Origin of the sequence: Stutzerimonas stutzeri, assembly GCF_002909485.1 — a bacterium.
GTDB classification, from domain to species: domain Bacteria; phylum Pseudomonadota; class Gammaproteobacteria; order Pseudomonadales; family Pseudomonadaceae; genus Stutzerimonas; species Stutzerimonas stutzeri_AH.
The window spans coordinates 330626-351439 of record NZ_PPXG01000006.1; the positions used below are offsets into that span (position 1 = coordinate 330626).

Below are 20814 nucleotides of genomic sequence, written 5' to 3' on the forward strand. Positions count from 1 at the left end.
GAATCATTCGGTGCTCCGGGCCGTCTATCCAGAAGGCAGCGTTCGGCCACTCCGGAAGTTTCGCCGCGTACATCCGCTCATCATCCAGTCATCAGGGAGGCTGACCGCCCATGGACGCCGCTAAAAAATTGCCCAAAGCCGTCATTTTGTTCCCCGTGTTCATTCCCGCCGTGGTCGTTACCCTGCTGCTGGTAGTCGGAACGATCAGCAACCCGGAGCTCGCCGGGGAGGTGTTCAGCTCGACGCTGGCGTTCATCACGACCAACTTCGGCTGGTTCTACATGCTCTCGGTGGCCTTCTTTCTGGTATTCATCGTCGGTATCGCGATGACGCCTTGGGGCAACATCAAACTGGGGCCGGATCACGCCGAGCCGCAGTACAGCTTTCCTGCCTGGTTTGCCATGCTGTTCTCCGCCGGCTACGGCATCGCCCTGCTCTTCTTCGGTGTGGCCGAACCCGTGCTGCACTACGCCTCGCCGCCGGCCGGTGCCGGCGAAACCGTCGACGCCGCCAAGCAAGCCATGCAGATCGCTTTCTTCCACTGGGGCTTCCACATCTGGGCGATCTACGGTCTGACCGGGTTGGTGCTGGCCTACTTTTCGTTCCGCCATGGCCTGCCACTGTCGATGCGCTCGGCGTTGTACCCGATCATCGGCGAGCGCATTTACGGGCCGATCGGCCATGTGGTGGATGTCTTCGCGATTCTCGGCACGCTGTTCGGCATCGCCACCACACTGGGTCTATCCGTCACCCAGATCAATGCCGGAATCAATTATCTCTGGCCGTCGATACCGATCAGCATCAACGTGCAGATCATCGCCATTGCGATCATCACCGGCCTGGCGATCTGCTCGGTGGTCGCCGGTCTCGACAAGGGCGTGAAAAACCTTTCTCTGCTGAATATGATCCTGGCGATCGGCCTCATGCTGTTCGTCTTCGTGGTCGGTCCGACCATCTTCATCCTCGAGACCTTTCTGCAGAACACCGGCAGTTACCTGAACAACATCATCGAACGCACTTTCAACCTGCAGGCGTACAGCCGCAGCGACTGGATCGGCAACTGGACCCTGTTCATCTTTGGCTGGACCATCGCCTGGTCGCCTTTCGTCGGCCTGTTTATCGCCAAGATCAGCCGCGGCAGGACCATTCGCCAGTTCGTCTTCGGCGTGATGTTCGTGCCGACCATCTTCACCTTCCTCTGGTTCTCGGTGTTCGGCGATACCGCACTGCACATGATCATGGTCGAGGGCTATACATCACTGATTGGCGACGTGCAGGCGGACAACGCCATCGCGCTGTTCAAACTGTTCGAACTGCTGCCGATGACATCCATCGCCTCGTTCCTGGCGGTGGTGCTGATCATCACCTTCTTCGTCACGTCGTCGGACTCCGGCTCGCTGGTCATCGACTCGCTGGCCGCAGGCGGCGCGCTGCACACGCCGGTGTGGCAGCGGGTGTTTTGGGCCAGTATCGAGGGTGTGGTGGCATCCGCCCTGCTCCTCGCCGGCGGCCTCAGCGCGCTGCAAACCATGACCATCGCCAGCGCTTTGCCCTTCGCAATCATCATGATGATCGCCGCGCTGGGCATGTGGCGGGCACTGGTCATCGAGGGCCATCACGAGACCAGTCTGCAAAGCCACATGCAGGGCAGCCGGCTGGCGAGCAATGCCGGACCCGGGCTGTGGAAGAAGCGCCTGGCAGGCATGGTCAGCTTTCCCAGCCGGGAGGATGTCGACGGCTTCATGAACACCACCGTACTCAAGGCAATGCGCCGCGTGCAGCGCGAACTCAGTGGCCAGGAATGGGCCGCCGAAGTGCACACCGATGAAGCTCATTCGCGGCTCTACCTGGAGGTCATCAAGGACGATCAGGTGGATTTCATCTACGAGATACGCGCTGTCGGGTACGCCATGCCGGCCTTCGCCCTGACCGAAAGCCCGGAGGCTGACGAGCAGTACTACCGCGCCGAGGTGTTCCTGCGCCGCGGCGGCCAACATTACGACATCTACGGTTACGATCAGGCCGACATCATCAGCGACATACTCGACCAGTTCGAGAAGTACCTGCACTTCCTGCACATTTCACCGGGCAGCCTGCCGTGGAAGATGGCCGAGCATGACGAAATGCTGACTGACGATCCCGAACAACCCAAACCCGACCCGTCCTAGAGCCGGCGGCAGGACGGGCAGCAGAACGCCGTCGCTGTGCCGCCAACCCAGCCGCTGGGGCAGCTACGCGCGGGCGATGCCAATTTCATCTATATAGATAGGGGCAACGCGACGAGCCGGCAAAATATGACCAGCCGGTCACGTAGCCCAACGCCGCATCGCGCTTGGCGCATGCCGCATCGCATGCTAGGTTTGCGCCTCGCCAGGATGGCGAGCAGTTCGCGCGGAGCGCACCAACAGAATATCTAGACCATGGCGGCCTTCGCCGGTCTGTAAGAGGACCCCTCATGGCCGAGGCCATCCCTGCACTGGAAATCCGCAACCTGCACAAGCGCTACGGCGATCTGGAAGTTCTAAAAGGCATTTCGCTGACCGCCCGCGATGGCGATGTGATTTCCATCCTCGGCTCTTCAGGCTCTGGCAAATCCACGTTCCTGCGCTGCATCAACATGCTGGAAAACCCCAATGAGGGCGAGATTCTGGTGGCCGGCGAGCAGCTCAAGCTCAAGCGCGACAAGCAGGGAGACCTGGTTGCCGCGGACGGCAAGCAGCTCAACCGGATTCGCAGCGAACTGGGTTTCGTGTTCCAGAACTTCAACCTCTGGCCGCACATGACCATCCTCGACAACATCATCGAGGCACCGCGCCGCGTGCTCGGTCAGAGCAAGGCCGAAGCCACCGAGGTAGCCGAGGCATTGCTGGCCAAGGTCGGCATCGCCGACAAACGTCACGTCTATCCCAACCAGCTTTCCGGTGGTCAACAGCAACGCGCGGCGATCGCCCGTACGCTGGCAATGCAGCCCAAGGTGATTCTGTTCGACGAACCCACCTCGGCGCTGGACCCGGAAATGGTACAAGAAGTGCTTACAGTGATCCGGTCGCTCGCCGAAGAAGGCCGCACCATGCTGCTCGTCACCCATGAGATGAATTTCGCCAAGCAGGTATCCAGCGAAGTCGTATTCCTCCACCAGGGCCTGGTCGAGGAGCAAGGAACGCCCGAGCAGGTATTTGACAATCCTCAATCGGCGCGCTGTAAACAATTCATGTCCAGCCATCGCTAATGGAGCAACACCGCATGAAGAGCTATAAGAAGATCCTGCTGACCGCTGCTGCATCCCTGATCATCGGCAGCCAAGCATTTGCCGCGGAAAAACTACGGATCGGTACCGAAGGCGCCTACCCGCCCTTCAACCTGATTGACGCCAGTGGCCAGGTGGTTGGCTTCGATCTGGACGTCGCCCACGCTCTCTGCGCCAAGATGCAGACCGAGTGCGAAGTGGTCACTTCCGACTGGGACGGCATCATCCCGGCCCTGAACGCCGGCAAGTTCGACTTCCTCGCCGCATCGATGTCGGTCACCGAAGAGCGCAAGAACGCCGTCGACTTCACCGACCACTACTACACCAACAAGCTGCAGTTCGTGGCACCCAAGTCCACTGACTTCAAGACGGACAAGGGCTACCTGGACGGCAAGGTCATCGGCGCCCAGCGCGCAACCATTGCCGGCACCTGGCTGGAAGACAACCTCGACGGCGTAGTCGATATCAAGCTCTACGACACCCAGGAAAACGCTTACCTGGACCTGGCCTCCGGTCGTGTCGATGGCATCCTCGCTGACACCTTCGTGCAGTGGGAATGGCTCAAGAGCGATGCCGGCAAGAACTTCGAGTTCAAGGGCGAGCCGGTATTCGATGACGACAAGATCGCCATCGCCGTGCGCAAGGGCAACGACCAGCTACGCGAGAAGTTGAACAAGGCGCTGGCGGACATCATCGCTGACGGCACCTACAAGCAGATCAACGACAAGTACTTCCCGTTCAGCATTTACTGATCCAACCGAGCCGAAGCCCGGTCGCCAGCTTTCTGGCCGACCGGGCTTCGGTGTTTGAGCTCCTATGATTCCTGACCTTCACGGATTCGGTCCGGCCCTGATCGCCGGCACCTGGATGACCATCCAACTGGCCCTCGCCTCCCTGGCGCTGGGGCTGGTGCTCGGTCTGCTCGGCGCACTCGCCAAGACCTCACCCTACAGCGCGCTGCGCTGGCTCGGCGGCACCTATTCGACCATCGTGCGCGGCGTCCCCGAGTTGCTCTGGGTGCTGCTGATCTACTTCGGCACCATCAGCCTGATTCGCGGCATCGGCGAGCTGTTCGGCATCGCGAATCTGGCCCTCAGCCCATTCGTCGCCGGCACCATCGCCCTTGGCCTGTGCTTTGGCGCTTATGCCACCGAAGTCTTTCGCGGCGCACTGCTGGCCATTCCCAAGGGGCACCGCGAGGCTGGCCTGGCATTGGGGCTGGGCAAGCGGCGAATCTTCACGCGGCTGATCCTGCCGCAGATGTGGCGCCTGGCACTGCCAGGCCTGGGCAACCTGTTCATGATTCTGATGAAGGACACCGCGCTGGTCTCGGTGATCGGCCTTGAGGAAATCATGCGTCGCTCGCAGATTGCCGTCACCGCCAGCAAGGAGCCTTTCACTTTCTTCCTGGTAGCCGCCTTCATCTACCTGTGCCTGACCATCGTTGCCATGGTCGGCATGCACTTCCTTGAAAAACGTGCCGGCCGCGGCTTCGTGCGGAGCGCAGCATGACCTGGGAAACCTTAATCAAGTGGCTGCCGAGCTTTGCCGATGGCGCCTGGCTGACCCTGCAACTGGTTGGCGTCTCGGTAATCGCCGGCCTGATCCTCGCCGTCCCACTGGGTATTGCCCGTTCATCCAGGCATCTGGCCGTTCGCGTACTGCCCTACGGCTACATCTTTTTCTTCCGCGGCACGCCACTGCTGGTCCAGCTGTTTCTCGTCTACTACGGCATGGCGCAGTTCGAAATCGTGCGCCAGAGTGCGCTCTGGGTCTACCTGCGTGACCCTTACTGGTGCGCCATCATCACCATGACGCTGCACACCGCCGCCTATATCGCCGAGATCATCCGCGGCGCGATCCAGAACGTACCACCCGGCGAAATCGAAGCCGCGCGGGCGCTGGGCATGTCGCGTGCGCAGGCGCTGTTGCACATCATCCTGCCGCGCGCCACGCGCATCGGCCTGCCGGCATACAGCAACGAAGTGATCCTGATGCTCAAGGCCAGCGCGCTGGCCAGTACGATCACGCTGTTGGAGCTGACCGGCATGGCGCGCAAGATCGCTGCGCGCACCTATCAGCATGAGGAGATGTTCCTCACCGCCGGCCTAATCTATCTGCTGATCGCCTTCGTATTGATGCAGGGCTTCAAGCTGCTGGAACGCTGGCTGCGGGTCGACGCCTGCCAGGGCCGCTAACCGCCTGAAAGCCTTCTCGATCGCAGCGAGGAGGCTTTCAGTACACGCAGCGACATCATCCACTGCCGGCCATCTCGGCTGAATCCCGCCGCAGCCCCGCGGTCAGACGCAAACCCGACCCCACCATGAGATTGCCCATGTCAGTCGATATTCAACGCATCGAAATGGATCAACTCGCCTGCTGGCGAATCCGCCGCGGCGAAGATGAACTACTGATCACCGAGCAAGGCGCGCAGATCCTAAGCTACCGCCAGGGCGACGCGCCGCCGATCATCTGGCTCAGCGAAGAGGCCACCTTCCAGCAGGGCCAGTCGGTACGCGGCGGGGTGCCGATCTGCTGGCCCTGGTTCGGCGACCTGGCGCGCAACCCGCAGTCGGTGCAGGCAAGCTACCAGGGCGAACAGCCAGCGCCCTTCCACGGACTGGTGCGCACCCTGCCCTGGCAACTGCACGAACAGCGCAGCGAAGGCGACGTTGCCGTTCTCGAATTCCATTGCCCCCAAGCGCTCGGCGAACTACCCGGCTGGCCTCATCAGGTCGAACTGGCTCTGCATGTGCGCCTCGCCGACGATCTCCAACTGACACTCAGCAGCCGCAACAACGGCAGCGAAGATGTCAGCATCAGCCAAGCGCTGCACACCTACTTCGCCATCAGCGACATCCATCAGGTTCGGGTGGAAGGCCTCGCCGGTTGCCCCTACATCGATACCCTGCAGAACTGGGAAGAACACCAGCAACAGGGCGACCTGCACTTCGGCAGCGAGACCGACCGTATCTATCAAAACCTGCCCACGGTCCTCACGCTCGTCGACCCGGGCTGGAACCGGCGTATCCAGCTGACCACCCGCGGCTCGACGTCCGCCGTGCTGTGGAACCCCTGGATAGACAAGGCAAGACGTCTGTCCAGCTTTGCCGACGACGCCTGGCAGCGGATGCTGTGTATCGAAACGGCGAACGTGATGGAAGACGTTGTGGTGCTCGAACCGGGACAGCGGCACGAGACTGCACTGTTGATCCAAACTCGCGACACTGGCTTATAACAATTAGCCAGTTCGGTTCCATGAAGGGATAGCCATTTGCCTGTAAGTTATCTCCTACGGGCAAACATCTTATCTCCTACACGTTCAGTTACTTTTGGATAAAGGCTCTTCCCCCCTCTTTCCAATTAGTTCCGTAAAGCGCCACCTAATATTTCTCGTTGCAACACGGGTCACACTTATTGCCTTGAACGGCACATACCCCACGTCTAGGATGCCCATCCCATAAGGGCTTTGCGCAAGTAGTTGCGCAAAGCAAGTGTGCAAGAAGTTGCGCACCCCCTCTCGGAAACATGCTCTCTCCAACTATGGGAAACATGTTTCAAAGTTCACGGATCGAACTTGAGCGTCACGGAAGACCCAATGCACGCCAGCGCACTCAGCAAGCATTATCTGGAACTTGCCAGAAAGCCGGTCAATGACAGCAATTTCGCTGGCGACGATATTCGCTATAGCAGTGAATTCGAACTGCTGGAAACCGAACTGGCCAAAGCCGGAGCGCTGCACCAGACCACCGGTATCGACTGGCAGAAGGTCCGCGAGGGCAGCGAAATGCTGCTCGCCTCGCTGTCCAAGGACCTCCGAGCGGCAGCCTGGCTCACATGGAGCCTGTTCCAACGCGAATCCTTCGCTGGGCTACAGGCTGGCCTGAGCCTGCTGCAATACCTGTGCAGCAATCACTGGGACGAGCTGCACCCACGCAAGCCACGCACCCGCGCCGCCGCGATCAACTGGTTGCTGCCGCGCCTGGAACAGACCTTCTCCGAAGACGTGCCAGTCGGCGAACAACTGCCCCTGTTCCGCAGCCTCGCCGAGCAATTGCATGCACTGGAGCAGTGCTTTTCTAGCCATCTTGGTGAAGACGCGCCATTGCTGCTGCCGCTATGTCGCCAGCTCGACGGCATGGTCAAGCGCGCCAGCTCGGGACAACCACAACCCGGGACGGTCGGCGCAGCCATCGCCCAGGTGAAACAGGTCGCCAGCCAGGTCTTCGCCCCAGGCTCACCGATCGAGAACGACAAGGAAGCGCTCAAGGCGGTGCGCAACCTGCAGGAGCAGGCGCGCCCGCTGACCGCCTGGTGGCTCAAGCAGCGCACCAGCGATCTGCGCCCCCTGCGCCTGGCGCGCACCCTGCTCTGGCTGAGCATTGACAGCTTGCCGGAACACAACAGCGAGCAAATCACCGCGCTACGTGGCGTACCCGCCGACAAGCTGGCGAGCTATCGCGAACGCTTCGCTCAGGGGCAGTACGCTGACCTGCTGGTGGATCTGGAAAACAGCACCGCGCGCGCGCCGTTCTGGCTGGACGGTCAGCGCCTGGCCTGGGAGTGCCTGCAGGAGCTGGACGCCGCGCAGGCCATGCGCGAAGTGGAGATCCAGCTTGCACTGTTCCTGCAACGCGTACCGCGTCTGGAGGAACTGTGCTTTCACGACGGCACCCCGTTCGCCGATGCCGAAACCCGCGCCTGGATCAGCGGCCAGGTCATGCCCCATGTGCAGCCGGCCACGGCCGCCAGACAGGAAGAATCGCCTGCCGCCGGCACCGCGCTGCCAAGCTGGGAACTCGCTCTGCAAGAAGCCGTGCCGCTGCTGCGCAAAGAAGGCCTCAAGCCGGCCGTGCAGCAGCTCAAGCAGGGCTTGGCTCGCGCCCGTGGCGGCCGCGAGCGCTTCTTCTGGCAGCTGAGCCTCGCCCGCCTGTGCTACCAGGCCAAGAAATACGAGCTGGCCAAAACCCAGCTCGAAGCACTCGACCAGCAGCTCGAGGCCAGTGGCCTGGGCAGCTGGGAACCCGATCTCGCCCTCGAGGTACTGCGCCTGCTGCACAGCTGTTGCGAGCTGCTGCCGCAGAACCACGCCGTGCGTGAAAGCAAGGATGAGATTTACCGCAGGCTGTGCCACCTCGATCTCGAAGTGGTGCTGGATTAACCGCAAAGGAGAACACCATGGCCAAAGAAGGCTCGGTTGCACCCAAGGAACGCATCAACGTCACGTTCAAGCCGGCCACCGGCAATGCTCAGGAAGAGGTCGAGCTGCCCCTTAAGCTGATGGTGCTGGGCGATTTCACCCAGCGCGCCGACGATCGCAAGATCGAGGACCGCAAGCCCATCGCCATCGACAAGAACAGCTTCGACGAGGTCCTGGCCAAGCAGGAGCTGAACCTGACCTTCGGCGTGCCGAACCGTCTGCAGGACGAGCAGACCGATGACGAGCTGGCCGTACAGCTGCGCATCAACTCGATGAAGGACTTCAACCCGGCCAATCTGGTCGAGCAGGTCCCCGAATTGAAGAAACTGATGGAACTGCGCGACGCCCTGGTCGCCCTGAAGGGCCCGCTGGGCAATGCCCCGGCTTTCCGCAAGGCCATCGAAAGCGTGCTCGCCGACGACGATTCGCGTGACCGCGTACTCGGCGAGCTGGGCCTGGCGGCCAAAGAGAAGCTGGACGCCTGAAATCACCGACAAGGAAGCAGATTCATATGACCACTAGCGCAGCCGCCGTCGAGCACGGCAAACACCACGCCGAAGGCGGCATCCTCGACCGCATCATCGCCGAAACCCGCCTGACCCCGGACGACGAGGCCTACGACATCGCCAAGCGCGGCGTCTCGGCCTTCATCGAAGAACTGCTCAAGCCGCAGAACGAAAACGAGCCGGTGAAGAAGGCCATGGTCGACCGCATGATCGCGGAGATCGACGCCAAGCTCAGCCAGCAGATGGACGAGATCCTGCACCACCCGCAGTTTCAGGCCCTGGAATCCTCCTGGCGCGGCCTCAAGCTGCTGGTGGATCGCACCAACTTCCGCGAGAACATCAAGCTCGAGCTGCTCAACGCCTCCAAGCAGGACCTGCTCGACGACTTCGAGGACAGCCCGGAGATCGTTCAGTCCGGCCTGTACAAGCACATCTACACCGCCGAATACGGCCAGTTCGGTGGCCAACCGGTCGGTGCGCTGATCGCCAACTACTTCTTCGACCCCAGCGCGCCTGACGTGAAGACCATGCAGTACGTCGCCAGTGTCGCGAGCATGTCCCACGCGCCGTTCATCGCTGCTGCCGGCCCTAAATTCTTCGGCCTGGAGAGCTTCACCGGTCTGCCGGACCTGAAGGACCTGAAGGATCACTTCGAGGGCCCGCAGTTCACCAAGTGGCAGAGCTTCCGCGAACAGGAAGATGCCCGCTACGTCGGCCTGACCGTCCCGCGATTCCTGCTGCGCAACCCCTACGATCCAGAAGACAACCCGGTGAAGAGCTTCGTCTACAAGGAAAACGTCGCCGGCAGCCACGAGCACTACCTGTGGGGCAACACGGCCTACACCTTCGCCAGCCGCCTGACCGACAGCTTCGCCAAGTTCCGCTGGTGCCCGAACATCATCGGCCCGCAGAGCGGGGGCGCAGTGGAAGACCTGCCGCTGCACCACTTCGAAAGCATGGGCGAAATCGAAACCAAAATCCCGACCGAAGTGCTGGTTTCCGACCGTCGCGAGTACGAGCTGGCCGAAGAAGGCTTTATCGCACTGACCATGCGCAAAGGCAGCGACAACGCCGCGTTCTTCTCTGCCAATTCGGCGCAGAAGCCGAAGTTCTTCGGCAACAGCGAGGAAGGCAAGACCGCCGAGCTGAACTACAAGCTCGGTACCCAGCTGCCCTACCTGTTCATCGTCAACCGCCTGGCGCACTACCTGAAGGTGCTGCAGCGCGAGCAGATCGGTGCATGGAAGGAGCGCACCGACCTCGAACTGGAACTGAACAAGTGGATCCGCCAGTTCGTCGCCGACCAAGAGAACCCAAGCTCGGAAGTTCGCAGCCGCCGTCCGCTGCGCGCCGCCCAAGTCAACGTCAGCGACGTCGAGGGCGAGCCGGGCTGGTACCGCGTAAGCCTCAGCGTGCGTCCGCACTTCAAGTACATGGGCGCGGATTTCACCCTGTCACTGGTCGGCAAGCTGGACAAGGAGTAAGCACTTGAACGGATACGGCAGCCTCTTCGAACGCCTCGGCGGCGAAGCCGCACGGCGCTCTGGCTGGAGCGGCGAAGTCGCGGCGATGGCCTCGGTGGCTGCCCATCTGGCCAAGATGCTCAGCACCCGAGCGGGCAGCGTGCAGACGCTGCCCGACTACGGGTTGCCCGATTTGAACGATATGCGCCTGTCGCTGCACGACTCGCTGCAGCAGGCGCGTATCGCCATCGAACGCTTCATCGAAGCGTACGAACCCAGGCTGACCCAGGTTCGCGTGCTGTCGCTGCCGCGCACCCACGATCCACTGACCCTCGCCTTCATCATCGAAGGCCTGCTGGAAGTGGATGGCCTCAAGCGCCAAGTCAGCTTCTCCGCCAGCCTGGATGGCAGCGGACAGGTCAAGGTCCAGTAAGGAGACAACGGATGTCCGGCAAACCCGCAGCCCGCCTCGGCGACCCTACCGCCTGCCCGAAGACGGGCCACGGCACCAACCCCATCGCCGCCGGCTCGCCCGACGTGCTATTCGACGGCCTGCCGGCCGCACGCATGGGCGACGCCTCCGCCTGCGGCGGTGCGATGGCCAGCGCAGTGATCCCCAACGTGCTGATCGATGGCAAGCCGGCGGCGGTGGTAGGCAGTGTGGGGAGTCATGGCAATGTCGTGATCGCGGGTTCGGGGACGGTGATTATTGGCGCAAGTGGCGGCGGAATGCCGGCCAGCCCGGTTTCTTCGCTTTCCATTGCAGCAACCGCCGCAGCCACCCTCATCAATGCCATTGTTCCTGCTGCGCAAGCCTCAGAACAATCGGCGCTGAACTACAGCATCCGGCTTATGCATGGAGGCAACCGAGTGCTGACGCCCCTTATGATTTCAGACTTTGCAGAATTGCCTTCGGGCACCACGAAAAACCGGGAAACCATCGACTTCCTAGTACAGAACCGCAGTCAGAAGCCTGACAGTTTGGCTCTCGAAGTTTTCGATAGGGGAGCGTTGATATATAGCGAAACAGATACCTCTCGATTACTACCCGCAGGCAAGCACCTCTGGCAGTGGGACGGCTATGACCTGCACGGGGTTCTAGATACGCAGGTGCTCAAGAGTGAGCAGCTAGTAGTAAGGCTGACAGCCCGCATCGGCGCCGAAGAGCAGGTGACAGCGTTACGCCTGAGCAACTCTGCCGAGGAAGCCACCTGGGTCGATGCACGTGTTAATCGCAACGGGAATACGGTAGAGCTCACTGTCCGTCCGAGCTTTTCAAACGGCGGGATCAAGGGCCGTAATGAACAACTGACGGCCAGAAATTTCGAGGAACTCAAAGGTTTAGCGAAGAGCGGTATTGAACGCTACTGGTCGCGTGATGGGAGTCGTGGCGCCATTGGAGCGGCCGTCCAAACTGACAAGGGCGTCTTCCGAGTCAAGGTGTCGGCGCGGATAAACGAAAAGCCTAGCGCCAAAGACTTCCCCTTGATTGCGTCGATTAGTGATGACTTCGGACGTTCCACCAGCTTTGCGATATTCAAGAAGATCTACCACAACCAAGGCTGGTGGGCCGCGGCCAACTATCTGGGCGATTTCGCTGACCAGGAGTTCGAGCATACCGCGGCACATGAGCTGGGCCACCTCATACTGAACGAGTATGGGGATGGCGGGATGATTCCTGAGTATTCGTGGAGTCACAAGTCGACCTCCACAGTCCTGACCCAGAAGCCTTTGGACAACAACCCGGTCCCTGCCGGAGGGGAAATAGACCTTATGCACTACCACTCTGATGGTCCACGCAACATGTTGGACTATTGGGCGCGCACCGTAGCTTCGGAGAACGATGTAAAGGGGCTGCTCTGGTTAGCAAGGGTGAAATTCAATGCTTAAGCGAAGCCTACTGCTCTGCTCATTCTTTATCGCCGGCTGCAGTGCGCAACCGAAAATCGCTTTCGTAGCCAACTTCGAAAACACATGCGTCTATCCCGTCGAAATATCCGTTCACGAATATTCGAATGGCAAGGAACCCTTTAGCCCGGGTCAAAAACTCGATTCAGGCGAATCCATCGAAGTTCTGTCCCAAGTCACTTTCAGCGATAGCCTCGAGCAGAGTGTTCCGCCTGGGTACCGTTTGGACATCGTCGCTCAAGGCAAGTCGATCGTGCTCGATAAAGCGCGTTTTCTAGCGCAGTTAGCGCAGTCGCCAATCGAGCGTAAAGCCCGCGGCATAACGATTTGGCGGGTCCGTGACATGGCGCTATGCCCATGACTTCAAATGCTGAGGCGACCAACAGCGTGCCGCTTGAATGCTATGACCAAAGCGAGCTGAAAAAAATTTTCCTCGCTTGCGTGCTCGGTCTGCTCAGCGGCTGCGCTGCCAGCCAAGCCCAACCTAAGCTGCCTTTTGACGCGTGGTACGCCGGCACTTTCGCGCCGGACCATATGGAAGTATGGGTAGAAAGCGTGGACGTGATCGACCGCCGCGGTCTCGCATACGAAAGAGTTAACGGCGGAGTGCCATCCTATGCCAGCACGACCGCGGGCTGGCCTTCACACCCGGCAGGAGGAGCAGGAAAAGGCCTGCGCGGCATTGACCTGCCAGAAATTATCTTCGTGCGCTGGCAATCGCTAGTCGAGCCGCAGACCTATAACGTGCGCATCAACGTTCCCGAGTGGGTACGGGAGGAGACGCTCAAGCCAAAGGCGCCTTACTGCCGTGGCGAGAAGCGTGTCGTCGAAGGCATGTATCGCCGATTCATCACCATCGGCCTCGCTCCCGGCGGCATCGCCAAGGCCTGGTTAGGCGGACCTTGCCTGCAATCCATCGAGATTGGCCGCTTCGAGGCTGCAGTTAGCAAGCTAGGGCCGAGCCTTGGGCAGAACGAGGGGCGCTACGCCTACCCCCTTTCCGACAAAGCCAAGGCCTATATCGAGCAACATGGGGTGCCCTATGGCTCGTGGTAAACCCTCCTCACCCTGCGCCCGCCTGGCGCTGGTTGTCCTAGCGCTGACTTTGACCGCCTGCACCAACACTTCCCCGCCGCCGCGCGAACTGGCCGGGCGCTACGAACTGGTCGGCGTGATGGAAATGGGCTCACAGCTGCTGCTCCATGAACAGGGCACGTTCGAGGCAGCGCTCTACTACGGCAGCCTCGACATCCAGGGTCGAGGGCGCTGGGCGATGGTGGACGGGCAGATCGAGCTACGCGAGCGCGGGCTAAGGGCGCTCTTCGACAAGATGAGACTTGTGCCAAGCGGCAACTGCCTGCTCGTGGACATGGACACCACCACGGGATGCTACCGCCGACGCTAGGTGCAATCTGCACAGCGCCGGACACGGAACGACAAGGATGAATCGTTAGACATGTCTTTCAACCATTACTACCAGAGCGAGCTCACCGCCCTGCGCCAGCTGGGCAAGCGCTTCGCCGAGCGGAGTCCAGCACTGGCGCCATTCCTCGGGCAGGCCGGGCGGGATCCGGATGTCGAGCGGCTGCTCGAAGGCTTCGCCTTTCTCACCGGGCGGCTGCGGCAGAAGCTCGATGACGAGCTGCCGGAGCTGACTCACTCGCTGATGCATCTGCTGTGGCCGAACTACATGCGCCCGCTGCCTGCGTTCAGCATGCTGCAGTTCGATCCGCTGAAGCGCCCCGGCCCAGCGCTGACGGTGCCGCGCAACACCCCGGTGGAATCCAATCCTGTGCAGGGCGTCAGTTGCTGCTTTCGTACCGCCTACGCCACCGAGGTGCTGCCGCTGGCGTTGCAGGCGCTGGAGTATTCGGTCAAAGGCACTGGGGCGCTGCTCAGCCTGCGCCTGCAGATGAGCGCCGACGGCCATCTTGGTGAGATCGGCCTCAGTCATCTGCGCCTGCACCTGGCCGGCGAGCCCTATATCAGTCAGCTGCTCTACCTGAGCCTGTTGCGTCACCTGGGCGGCATCGAACTGGTGCTGCTGGACGATCAGGGCAAACCGCTGTCCGGCCACGATGGCAGGCCGCTGGCGCCCTTGCAGCTCAACGCCAAGCAAGTCGAACCGGTGGGTTTCGCTGAAGATGAGGCGCTGATCCCCTACCCGCTCAACACCTTCCGCGGTTATCGCTACCTGCAGGAATATTTCGCCTTCCCGGACAAGTTCCTCTTCGTCAATCTCAAGGGTCTGGAGATCATTCAGCGCATTCCCGAGGATCTGCTCAAACAGGCCCGTGGTCTGGAGCTGCGCTTCGATATCCACAAGGCCGGCGTGCAGCGCATCCGCCCGACGCTGGACAACGTGCGCCTGTATTGCACGCCCGTGGTCAACCTGTTCCCCCATGATGCCATCCCGATTCGCCTGGACGGCAAGCAGGACCAGTACCTGCTGCTGCCCGCCGAATACGATTCACAGCAGTGCGGCGTGTTCTCGGTAGACCGCGTGACCGGCTGGAAACCCGGCGGCATGGGCTACGAGGAATACGTGCCGTTCGAATCCTTCGAGCACGACGCCAGCTTCGATGTGCCGGTGGCGCGCCCCCACTACAGCGTGAGGCAGCAGCCTTCGATGCTCGGCGAAGGCCAGGAAACCTGGCTGGGATTCGGTTTGCGCAGCCTCGACCAGCACGAGACGCTGTCCATCGAGCTGACCTGCACCAACCAGAACCTGCCGCGCCAACTGAAGCTCGGCGACATCTGCAAGCCCAGCGAAGACACCCCGGAATTCCTCAGCTTCCGCAATATCTCGGCAGTCACCCCGAGCTATGCCCCGCCACTGCAGCGCGACTACCTGTGGAAACTGATCAGCAACATGTCGCTGAACTACCTGTCGCTGGTCAACGTCGAGGCGCTCAAGGTGATTCTCGAGACCTACGACCTGCCGCGCTATTACGACAAGCACGCCGAGAACGTCAGCCGGCGCCGTCTCGGCAGCCTGACTCACATCGCCCACCAGCACGTCGATCGCCTGCATCGCGGGCTGCCGGTGCGCGGCGTACGTACCGAACTGACCATGAACCAGGACGGCTTCATCGGTGAGGGCGATCTGTTCCTCTTCGCCTCGGTACTCAATGAATTCTTCGCCCTCTACGCCAGCCTCAACTCGTATCACGAGCTGCGCGTGCAGAGCACACAGGGAGAGGTGTACCAATGGACGCCGCGCATGGGTCAGCAACCGCTGCTCTGAAACCGCTCAACCGCGGCATCCGCGAGTACAGCCTGTTCCAGGGTGTACTGCTGGTGCTTGATCGCCTACGTCAACTCGACCCTGGCCTGGACGACGAGACGCTCTACGAGCGCCTGGAGTTCCAGGCAAACCCGAGCCTGGGCTTTCCCGGCAGCGATATGGAGCAGGTGCAGTTCTTCCAGGAGCATGGCGAGTGGCGCGCGCGCCTGCGCATCAATCTGGTCAGCCTGTTCGGCGCCGGCTCGCCGCTGCCGGCCTTCTATGGTGAACAGGCGCTTGGCGATAGCGAGGACGGCAATCCGACCCGCAACTTTCTCGACCTGTTCAACAACCGCCTGCAGCGCCTGCTGTTGCCGATCTGGCAGAAATACCGCTACCGCGCCCGCTTCACCAGCGGCGCCCATGACCCATTCTCGGAGCAGCTTTTTGCCCTGGTCGGGCTCAGCGGCGAGGCCATCCGCAGTGCGCCAGAACTGAACTGGAAGCGCCTGCTGCCTTATCTCGGTCTACTAAGCCTGCGCGCGCACTCGGCGGCATTGATCGAATCGGTGCTGCGCTACTACTTCAAGCACGCCGAGCTGAACATCGAGCAATGCCTGGAGCGCCAGGTGGAAATCCTCGACGAGCAACGCAACCGCCTCGGGCTAGCCAACAGCCAGCTGGGTGAAAGCCTGGTGCTCGGCGAGCGGGTCCGCGACCGCGGCGGCAAGTTCCGCATCCATATCCGCCAGCTGGACTGGAATCGCTTCCACGAATTCCTGCCCATCGGCAGCGGCTACCAGCCGCTCTGTGCACTGGTGCGTTTCACCCTGCGCGATCCGCTGGATTACGACTTGCGCCTGGAGCTTCGCCCAGACGAGATCCGTGAACTACGTATCGGCGCCGCCAACAACTGCCGCCTCGGCTGGACCAGCTGGCTCGGGCGCGAACGCGCCGACGGTCTGGTCACCTTGGGCAGCCAGACCCATTAAGGAAGATGAAAATGATCAATGTCGACTTGCAACAGCTGGTACTAGCACTAGACGCCGAAACCAAACGCGACTTGGAAAGCGCCGCTGAACGCTGCGTGGTGCGTGGTGGCAGCAAGATCCTCGTCGAGGATCTGCTGCTCGGCCTGCTCGAACGGCCCGAAGGACTGCTGGCGCGTGCGCTGCTGGATGCCGAGGTGGACGCCGGCGCACTGGCGCAGGCGCTGCAACCACGAGGCGAGCACAGCGAGTCGCGCAATCCGGTGTTTTCCACCGAACTGGTGCAGTGGTTTCAGGATGCCCTGCTGGTGGCCAACCTGGAGCTCGGCCAAAGCCAGATCGACCAGGCCGCGCTGATTCTCGCTCTACTGCGTAATCCGCTGCGCTATGCCGGCAGCCACTACCAGCCATTGCTGGCCCGGCTGGACGCCGAGCGCCTGCGCGACTTCGCCCTCAGCCAGCAGCCGCAGACTGCGAATGGCAAGCCGGCAGCCGGTGGCGAGTCGAACCTGTCGCGCTTTACCCACAACTTCACCCAGCAGGCCCGCGACGGTAAGCTCGATCCGGTGCTCTGCCGTGATGCGGCGATCCGTCAGATGATCGACATCCTCGCCCGGCGGCGGAAGAACAATCCGATCGTGGTCGGCGAGGCCGGGGTGGGCAAGACTGCCATCGTCGAAGGCCTGGCACTGCGCATCGCCGCAGGCGAAGTGCCTGCGGTACTCAAGGGCGTCGAGCTGCTCTGCCTCGACCTCGGTCTGCTCCAGGCCGGCGCCAGCGTGAAGGGCGAATTCGAACGCCGCCTGCAGGGCGTGATCGACGAGGTGAAGGGCTCACCCAAGCCGATCATCCTGTTTATCGATGAGGCGCACACGTTGATCGGCGCCGGCGGCCAGGCCGGCAGCGGCGATGCAGCCAACCTGCTCAAGCCCGCCTTGGCGCGCGGCGAGCTGCGCACCATCGCTGCGACGACCTGGAGCGAGTACAAGAAATACTTCGAGAAGGACCCGGCGCTGGCCCGTCGCTTCCAGCCGGTACAGCTGCACGAACCGAGCGTTCAGGAAGCCGTCATCATTCTGCGCGGGTTGGCGCCGGTTTATGAAAAGAGCCACGGCATCTACCTGCGCGACGATGCGGTCGCGGCCGCCGCCGAGCTATCGGCTCGCTACCTGGCTGGCCGACAGCTGCCGGACAAGGCAGTGGACGTACTGGATACCGCCTGCGCACGGGTGCGCATCAGTCTCGCCGCCGCGCCCGAGGCGCTGGAACGTCTGCGTGGCGAAATCGCCGAAGGCGAGCGCCAGCGTGAAGCCCTGCGCCGCGATCTGGCCGCCGGCCTGCCGGTCGATGCGGCTGCCCTCCAACGCCTGGAGCAGCGCCTGGTCACGGCGCTGACCGAGATTGAGCAACTGGAAACCCGCTGGGCCAAGCAACGGGAACTCGCTGAGCGCCTGCTCGACCTGCGCAAACGCACGGCCGAAGCCCGCAACGATGCGAACGAGGACGGCAAGCTCTCCTCGCTCGATGAGCTGGAGGCCGAGCTGCGCGCCGTGCAGACCGAACTTGCCGCGGCCCAGACCGAGCAGCGACTGGTCAGCCATGAGGTCTGCCCGCGCCTGGTGGCGGAGGTGATCAGCCACTGGACCGGCGTGCCGCTGTCGCAGCTGGCCCGTGAACACAGCTCGCAGGTCGCCAACTTCGCCGCCGATCTGCGCGCCCGGGTGCGCGGACAGGAACAGGCCGTCGAAGCGCTGGATCGCGCCATGCGCGCCGCTGCGGCCGGGCTGAACAAGCCCGACGCTCCCGTGGGCGTGTTTCTGCTGGTCGGCCCCAGCGGGGTCGGCAAGACCGAAACCGCCCTGGCCCTGGCCGACCTGCTGTACGGCGGCGAGCGCTTCCTTACCGTGATCAACATGTCCGAGTTCCAGGAGAAACACAGCGTTTCCCGCCTGATCGGCGCGCCTCCGGGTTACGTCGGCTACGGCGAAGGCGGCATGCTCACCGAAGCGGTGCGGCAGAAACCCTACTCGGTGATCCTGCTCGATGAGGTGGAGAAGGCCGATCCGGATGTGATGAACGTCTTCTATCAGATCTTCGACAAGGGCGTGGCGAATGACGGCGAAGGCCGCGAGATCAACTTCCGCAACACCCTGATCCTGATGACCAGCAACCTCGCCAGCGAGCGCATCGCCAGTTTCTGCACCGCCGGGCAGCGGCCGACTGTCGAGGACCTGGAACTGGCGATACGCCCACAGCTGTCGCAGCACTTCAAGCCGGCGCTGCTGGGGCGCATGCGGGTGGTGCCCTACTACCCTATCGCTGGCGCGGTGCTCGACGAATTGGTCGCGCTCAAGCTTGCGCGCTTCGGTGAGCGGTTGCAGCGGCGCCAGCTGCAGTTCAGCCACTGCTTGGCGCTGGTCACGCACCTCTCCGAGCGCTGCGGCGCCAGTGACAGCGGTGCGCGACTGATCGACCATCTGATCGAGCAGCACCTGCAACCGCTGGTTGTGGACCGCCTGCTTGATGCCATGGCCAGTGGTGAGCCGCTGCAGCGGGTGCATGCCACGCTGAATGGCGACGGCGCGCTGATCTGTGAGTTCGCCTGAGATGTCCGCGATGTTCAATCAGGTGCCGCAACCACTGCGCTATGCCGAGGCCCTACTGGGGTGCTTCGCCGGGCTGGCACGCGCGGCGAACGCCGACAGCCTGCTCGGCGGGCTGGTGGAAACCGCCGCGCAACTGAGCGATTGCCAGCTCAGCCAGCTCTATCTACTGGACGCCACCCACACTCGCCTGACGCTCTGCGCTGAATGGCACAACGGCCTGCTGCAGCCACGCGAAGCCACCAGCCTGCCGAGCGATTACGACGGCGAGCAGCTGCTCCAGTACTGCCTGTGCCAGAACCAGCCCCTCTGCCTCAGCGAACTGGACAGCAGCCTGCATGCTTCGGGTTTCCTGCCGGATAGTCCGAAACCGTGGCGCAGCCTGCTCTGCCTGCCGCTGCAGGACGAGCAGCAGCGCGTCGCCGGCCTGCTGCTCACGGCCAGTATCGAGTCACGCGAGTTACAAGGCTTCAGCGGCTCGCTGGCCCAGCTCGGTGCCTTCGGCCTCGCCCAGCTGCATCTGCTCCAGCGCCTGCGTGCACCCGGCAGCACCGCGCCGCCCGCCGCACCGGTCAGCCCCTGCTCCAGCGGTTACGGCCTGATCGGCGACAGCCCACGCATGCGCGCGGTCTACCAGTTGATCGGCAAGGTGCTGCACAGCCCGGTCAACGTGCTCCTCACGGGAGAAACCGGCACCGGCAAGGAACTGGTGGCGCGCGCCATCCATGACTGCGGTTTCCGCCGTAGCAAGCCCTTCGTCGTGCAGAACTGCGCCTCGCTGCCTGAGCAGCTCTTGGAAAGCGAACTGTTCGGCTATCGCAAGGGCGCCTTCACCGGCGCCGACCGCGACCGCTGCGGCCTGCTCGATGCGGCGAACGGCGGCACGCTGTTTCTTGACGAGATCGGTGACATGCCGCTGCTGCTGCAGGCCAAGCTGTTGCGCGTGCTGCAGGAAGGCGAAGTGCGCCCGCTGGGCTCCACCGAAACCCACAAGGTCGACGTGCGCATCGTTGCCGCCACCCATCGCGACCTGCGCAGTCAAGTCGAGAACGGCCTGTTTCGCGAGGACCTGTTCTACCGCCTCTCGCACTTCCCTATCGAACTGCCGCCGCTGCGCGAGCGTGACGAGGACGTCCTGCGTCTGGCCCGGCACTTCGCCGACAAGGCCTGCGCCTTCCTGCAGCGCGATCTGTGTCGCTGGTCCGACGCTGCGCTAGAACGTCTGGCAGGCTATGCGTTCCCCGGAAACGTGCGGGAATTGAAAGGTCTGGTGGAGCGCGCCGTGCTGCTTTGCGAGGGCGGTGAGCTGCTGCCGGAACACTTCAATTTGCATGTGGAAGCGAGCCTGGACAGCAGCCTGAACCTGCGCGAACGCATGGAGCGGGTCGAACGCAGCCTGCTCATGGATTGCCTGCGCAAGAACGGCGGCAACCAGAGCCAGGCCGCCCGCGAACTCGGCCTGCCGCGGCGCACCCTGCTGTATCGCATGGAACGGCTGAATATCAGCCCGGCCGATCTCTAAGGAAGGAAAGACGTCATGTTCAACCCAGCCAACCAGGCCCACTTCACACTGACCCTCGAAGGCATCGAGCACGACTTCAAGGTGCTCGAATTCCGGGGCCGCGAAGCCATCAGCCAACCCTATCGCTTCGACCTGGAGCTGGTCAGCGAA

General features: G+C 62.3%; 18 protein-coding genes. All 18 read left to right on the forward strand.

Annotation, left to right across the window (positions count from 1 at the left end; all coding sequences use genetic code 11):
- Positions 1–110: 110 nt before the first annotated feature.
- Positions 111–2168, forward strand: coding sequence for a BCCT family transporter (locus tag CXK91_RS16360; protein WP_103457158.1), 2058 nt, complete (start codon positions 111–113; stop codon positions 2166–2168).
- A 287-nt stretch (positions 2169–2455) separates the two neighbouring features.
- Positions 2456–3229, forward strand: coding sequence for an ABC transporter ATP-binding protein (locus CXK91_RS16365; protein ID WP_103457159.1), 774 nt, complete (start codon positions 2456–2458; stop codon positions 3227–3229).
- Positions 3230–3243: 14 nt separating this feature from the next.
- Positions 3244–3999 (forward strand): ABC transporter substrate-binding protein, encoded by a 756-nt coding sequence (locus CXK91_RS16370; protein WP_103457160.1) that lies wholly within the window; start codon positions 3244–3246, stop codon positions 3997–3999.
- A gap of 64 nt (positions 4000–4063) precedes the next feature.
- Positions 4064–4759 (forward strand): ABC transporter permease, encoded by a 696-nt coding sequence (locus CXK91_RS16375; protein WP_103457161.1) that lies wholly within the window; start codon positions 4064–4066, stop codon positions 4757–4759.
- Positions 4756–5445 carry an ABC transporter permease gene (locus tag CXK91_RS16380; RefSeq protein WP_058065372.1) on the forward strand — a complete coding sequence of 230 codons (690 nt, stop codon included), beginning with the start codon at positions 4756–4758 and terminating at the stop codon, positions 5443–5445. The genes CXK91_RS16375 and CXK91_RS16380 overlap by 4 nt, the downstream gene beginning before the upstream one ends.
- A 137-nt stretch (positions 5446–5582) precedes the next feature.
- Entirely contained in the window at positions 5583–6485 is a 903-nt protein-coding gene (locus CXK91_RS16385) for a D-hexose-6-phosphate mutarotase (RefSeq protein ID WP_103457162.1), read from the forward strand.
- 360 nt (positions 6486–6845) lie between these two features.
- Complete coding sequence (gene tssA / locus CXK91_RS16390; RefSeq protein ID WP_103457163.1) at positions 6846–8408, forward strand: type VI secretion system protein TssA; 1563 nt, start codon at positions 6846–6848, stop codon at positions 8406–8408.
- A gap of 17 nt (positions 8409–8425) precedes the next feature.
- Positions 8426–8932, forward strand: coding sequence for a type VI secretion system contractile sheath small subunit (gene tssB, locus CXK91_RS16395; RefSeq protein WP_008567243.1), 507 nt, complete (start codon positions 8426–8428; stop codon positions 8930–8932).
- A 26-nt stretch (positions 8933–8958) separates the two neighbouring features.
- Positions 8959–10437: a type VI secretion system contractile sheath large subunit gene (tssC, locus tag CXK91_RS16400; protein ID WP_103457164.1), complete on the forward strand. Its 1479-nt coding sequence runs from the start codon at positions 8959–8961 to the stop codon at positions 10435–10437.
- Between the two features lie 4 nt (positions 10438–10441).
- Positions 10442–10849, forward strand: coding sequence for a type VI secretion system baseplate subunit TssE (gene tssE / locus CXK91_RS16405; RefSeq protein WP_103457165.1), 408 nt, complete (start codon positions 10442–10444; stop codon positions 10847–10849).
- A gap of 11 nt (positions 10850–10860) precedes the next feature.
- Positions 10861–12306: a PAAR domain-containing protein gene (locus CXK91_RS16410; protein WP_103457166.1), complete on the forward strand. Its 1446-nt coding sequence runs from the start codon at positions 10861–10863 to the stop codon at positions 12304–12306.
- Complete coding sequence (locus CXK91_RS16415) at positions 12299–12685, forward strand: hypothetical protein (RefSeq protein WP_103457167.1); 387 nt, start codon at positions 12299–12301, stop codon at positions 12683–12685. The genes CXK91_RS16410 and CXK91_RS16415 overlap by 8 nt, the downstream gene beginning before the upstream one ends.
- A 56-nt stretch (positions 12686–12741) precedes the next feature.
- Complete coding sequence (locus CXK91_RS16420) at positions 12742–13380, forward strand: DUF2931 family protein (RefSeq protein WP_103457187.1); 639 nt, start codon at positions 12742–12744, stop codon at positions 13378–13380.
- On the forward strand, positions 13367–13729 hold the full coding sequence (locus CXK91_RS16425) for a hypothetical protein (RefSeq protein WP_103457168.1): 363 nt from the start codon (positions 13367–13369) through the stop codon (positions 13727–13729). Before CXK91_RS16420 ends, CXK91_RS16425 begins: the two co-directional genes overlap by 14 nt.
- A gap of 51 nt (positions 13730–13780) precedes the next feature.
- Complete coding sequence (tssF, locus tag CXK91_RS16430; RefSeq protein WP_103457169.1) at positions 13781–15571, forward strand: type VI secretion system baseplate subunit TssF; 1791 nt, start codon at positions 13781–13783, stop codon at positions 15569–15571.
- Complete coding sequence (gene tssG, locus CXK91_RS16435) at positions 15535–16542, forward strand: type VI secretion system baseplate subunit TssG (protein WP_103457170.1); 1008 nt, start codon at positions 15535–15537, stop codon at positions 16540–16542. Before tssF ends, tssG begins: the two co-directional genes overlap by 37 nt.
- Positions 16543–16553: 11 nt before the next feature.
- A complete protein-coding gene (gene tssH / locus CXK91_RS16440) occupies positions 16554–19145 on the forward strand; it encodes a type VI secretion system ATPase TssH (RefSeq protein ID WP_103457171.1) in 2592 nt (863 codons plus the stop codon).
- A gap of 10 nt (positions 19146–19155) precedes the next feature.
- Positions 19156–20664 carry a sigma-54 interaction domain-containing protein gene (locus tag CXK91_RS16445; RefSeq protein ID WP_103457188.1) on the forward strand — a complete coding sequence of 503 codons (1509 nt, stop codon included), beginning with the start codon at positions 19156–19158 and terminating at the stop codon, positions 20662–20664.
- The last annotated feature ends 150 nt before the right edge of the window (positions 20665–20814 follow it).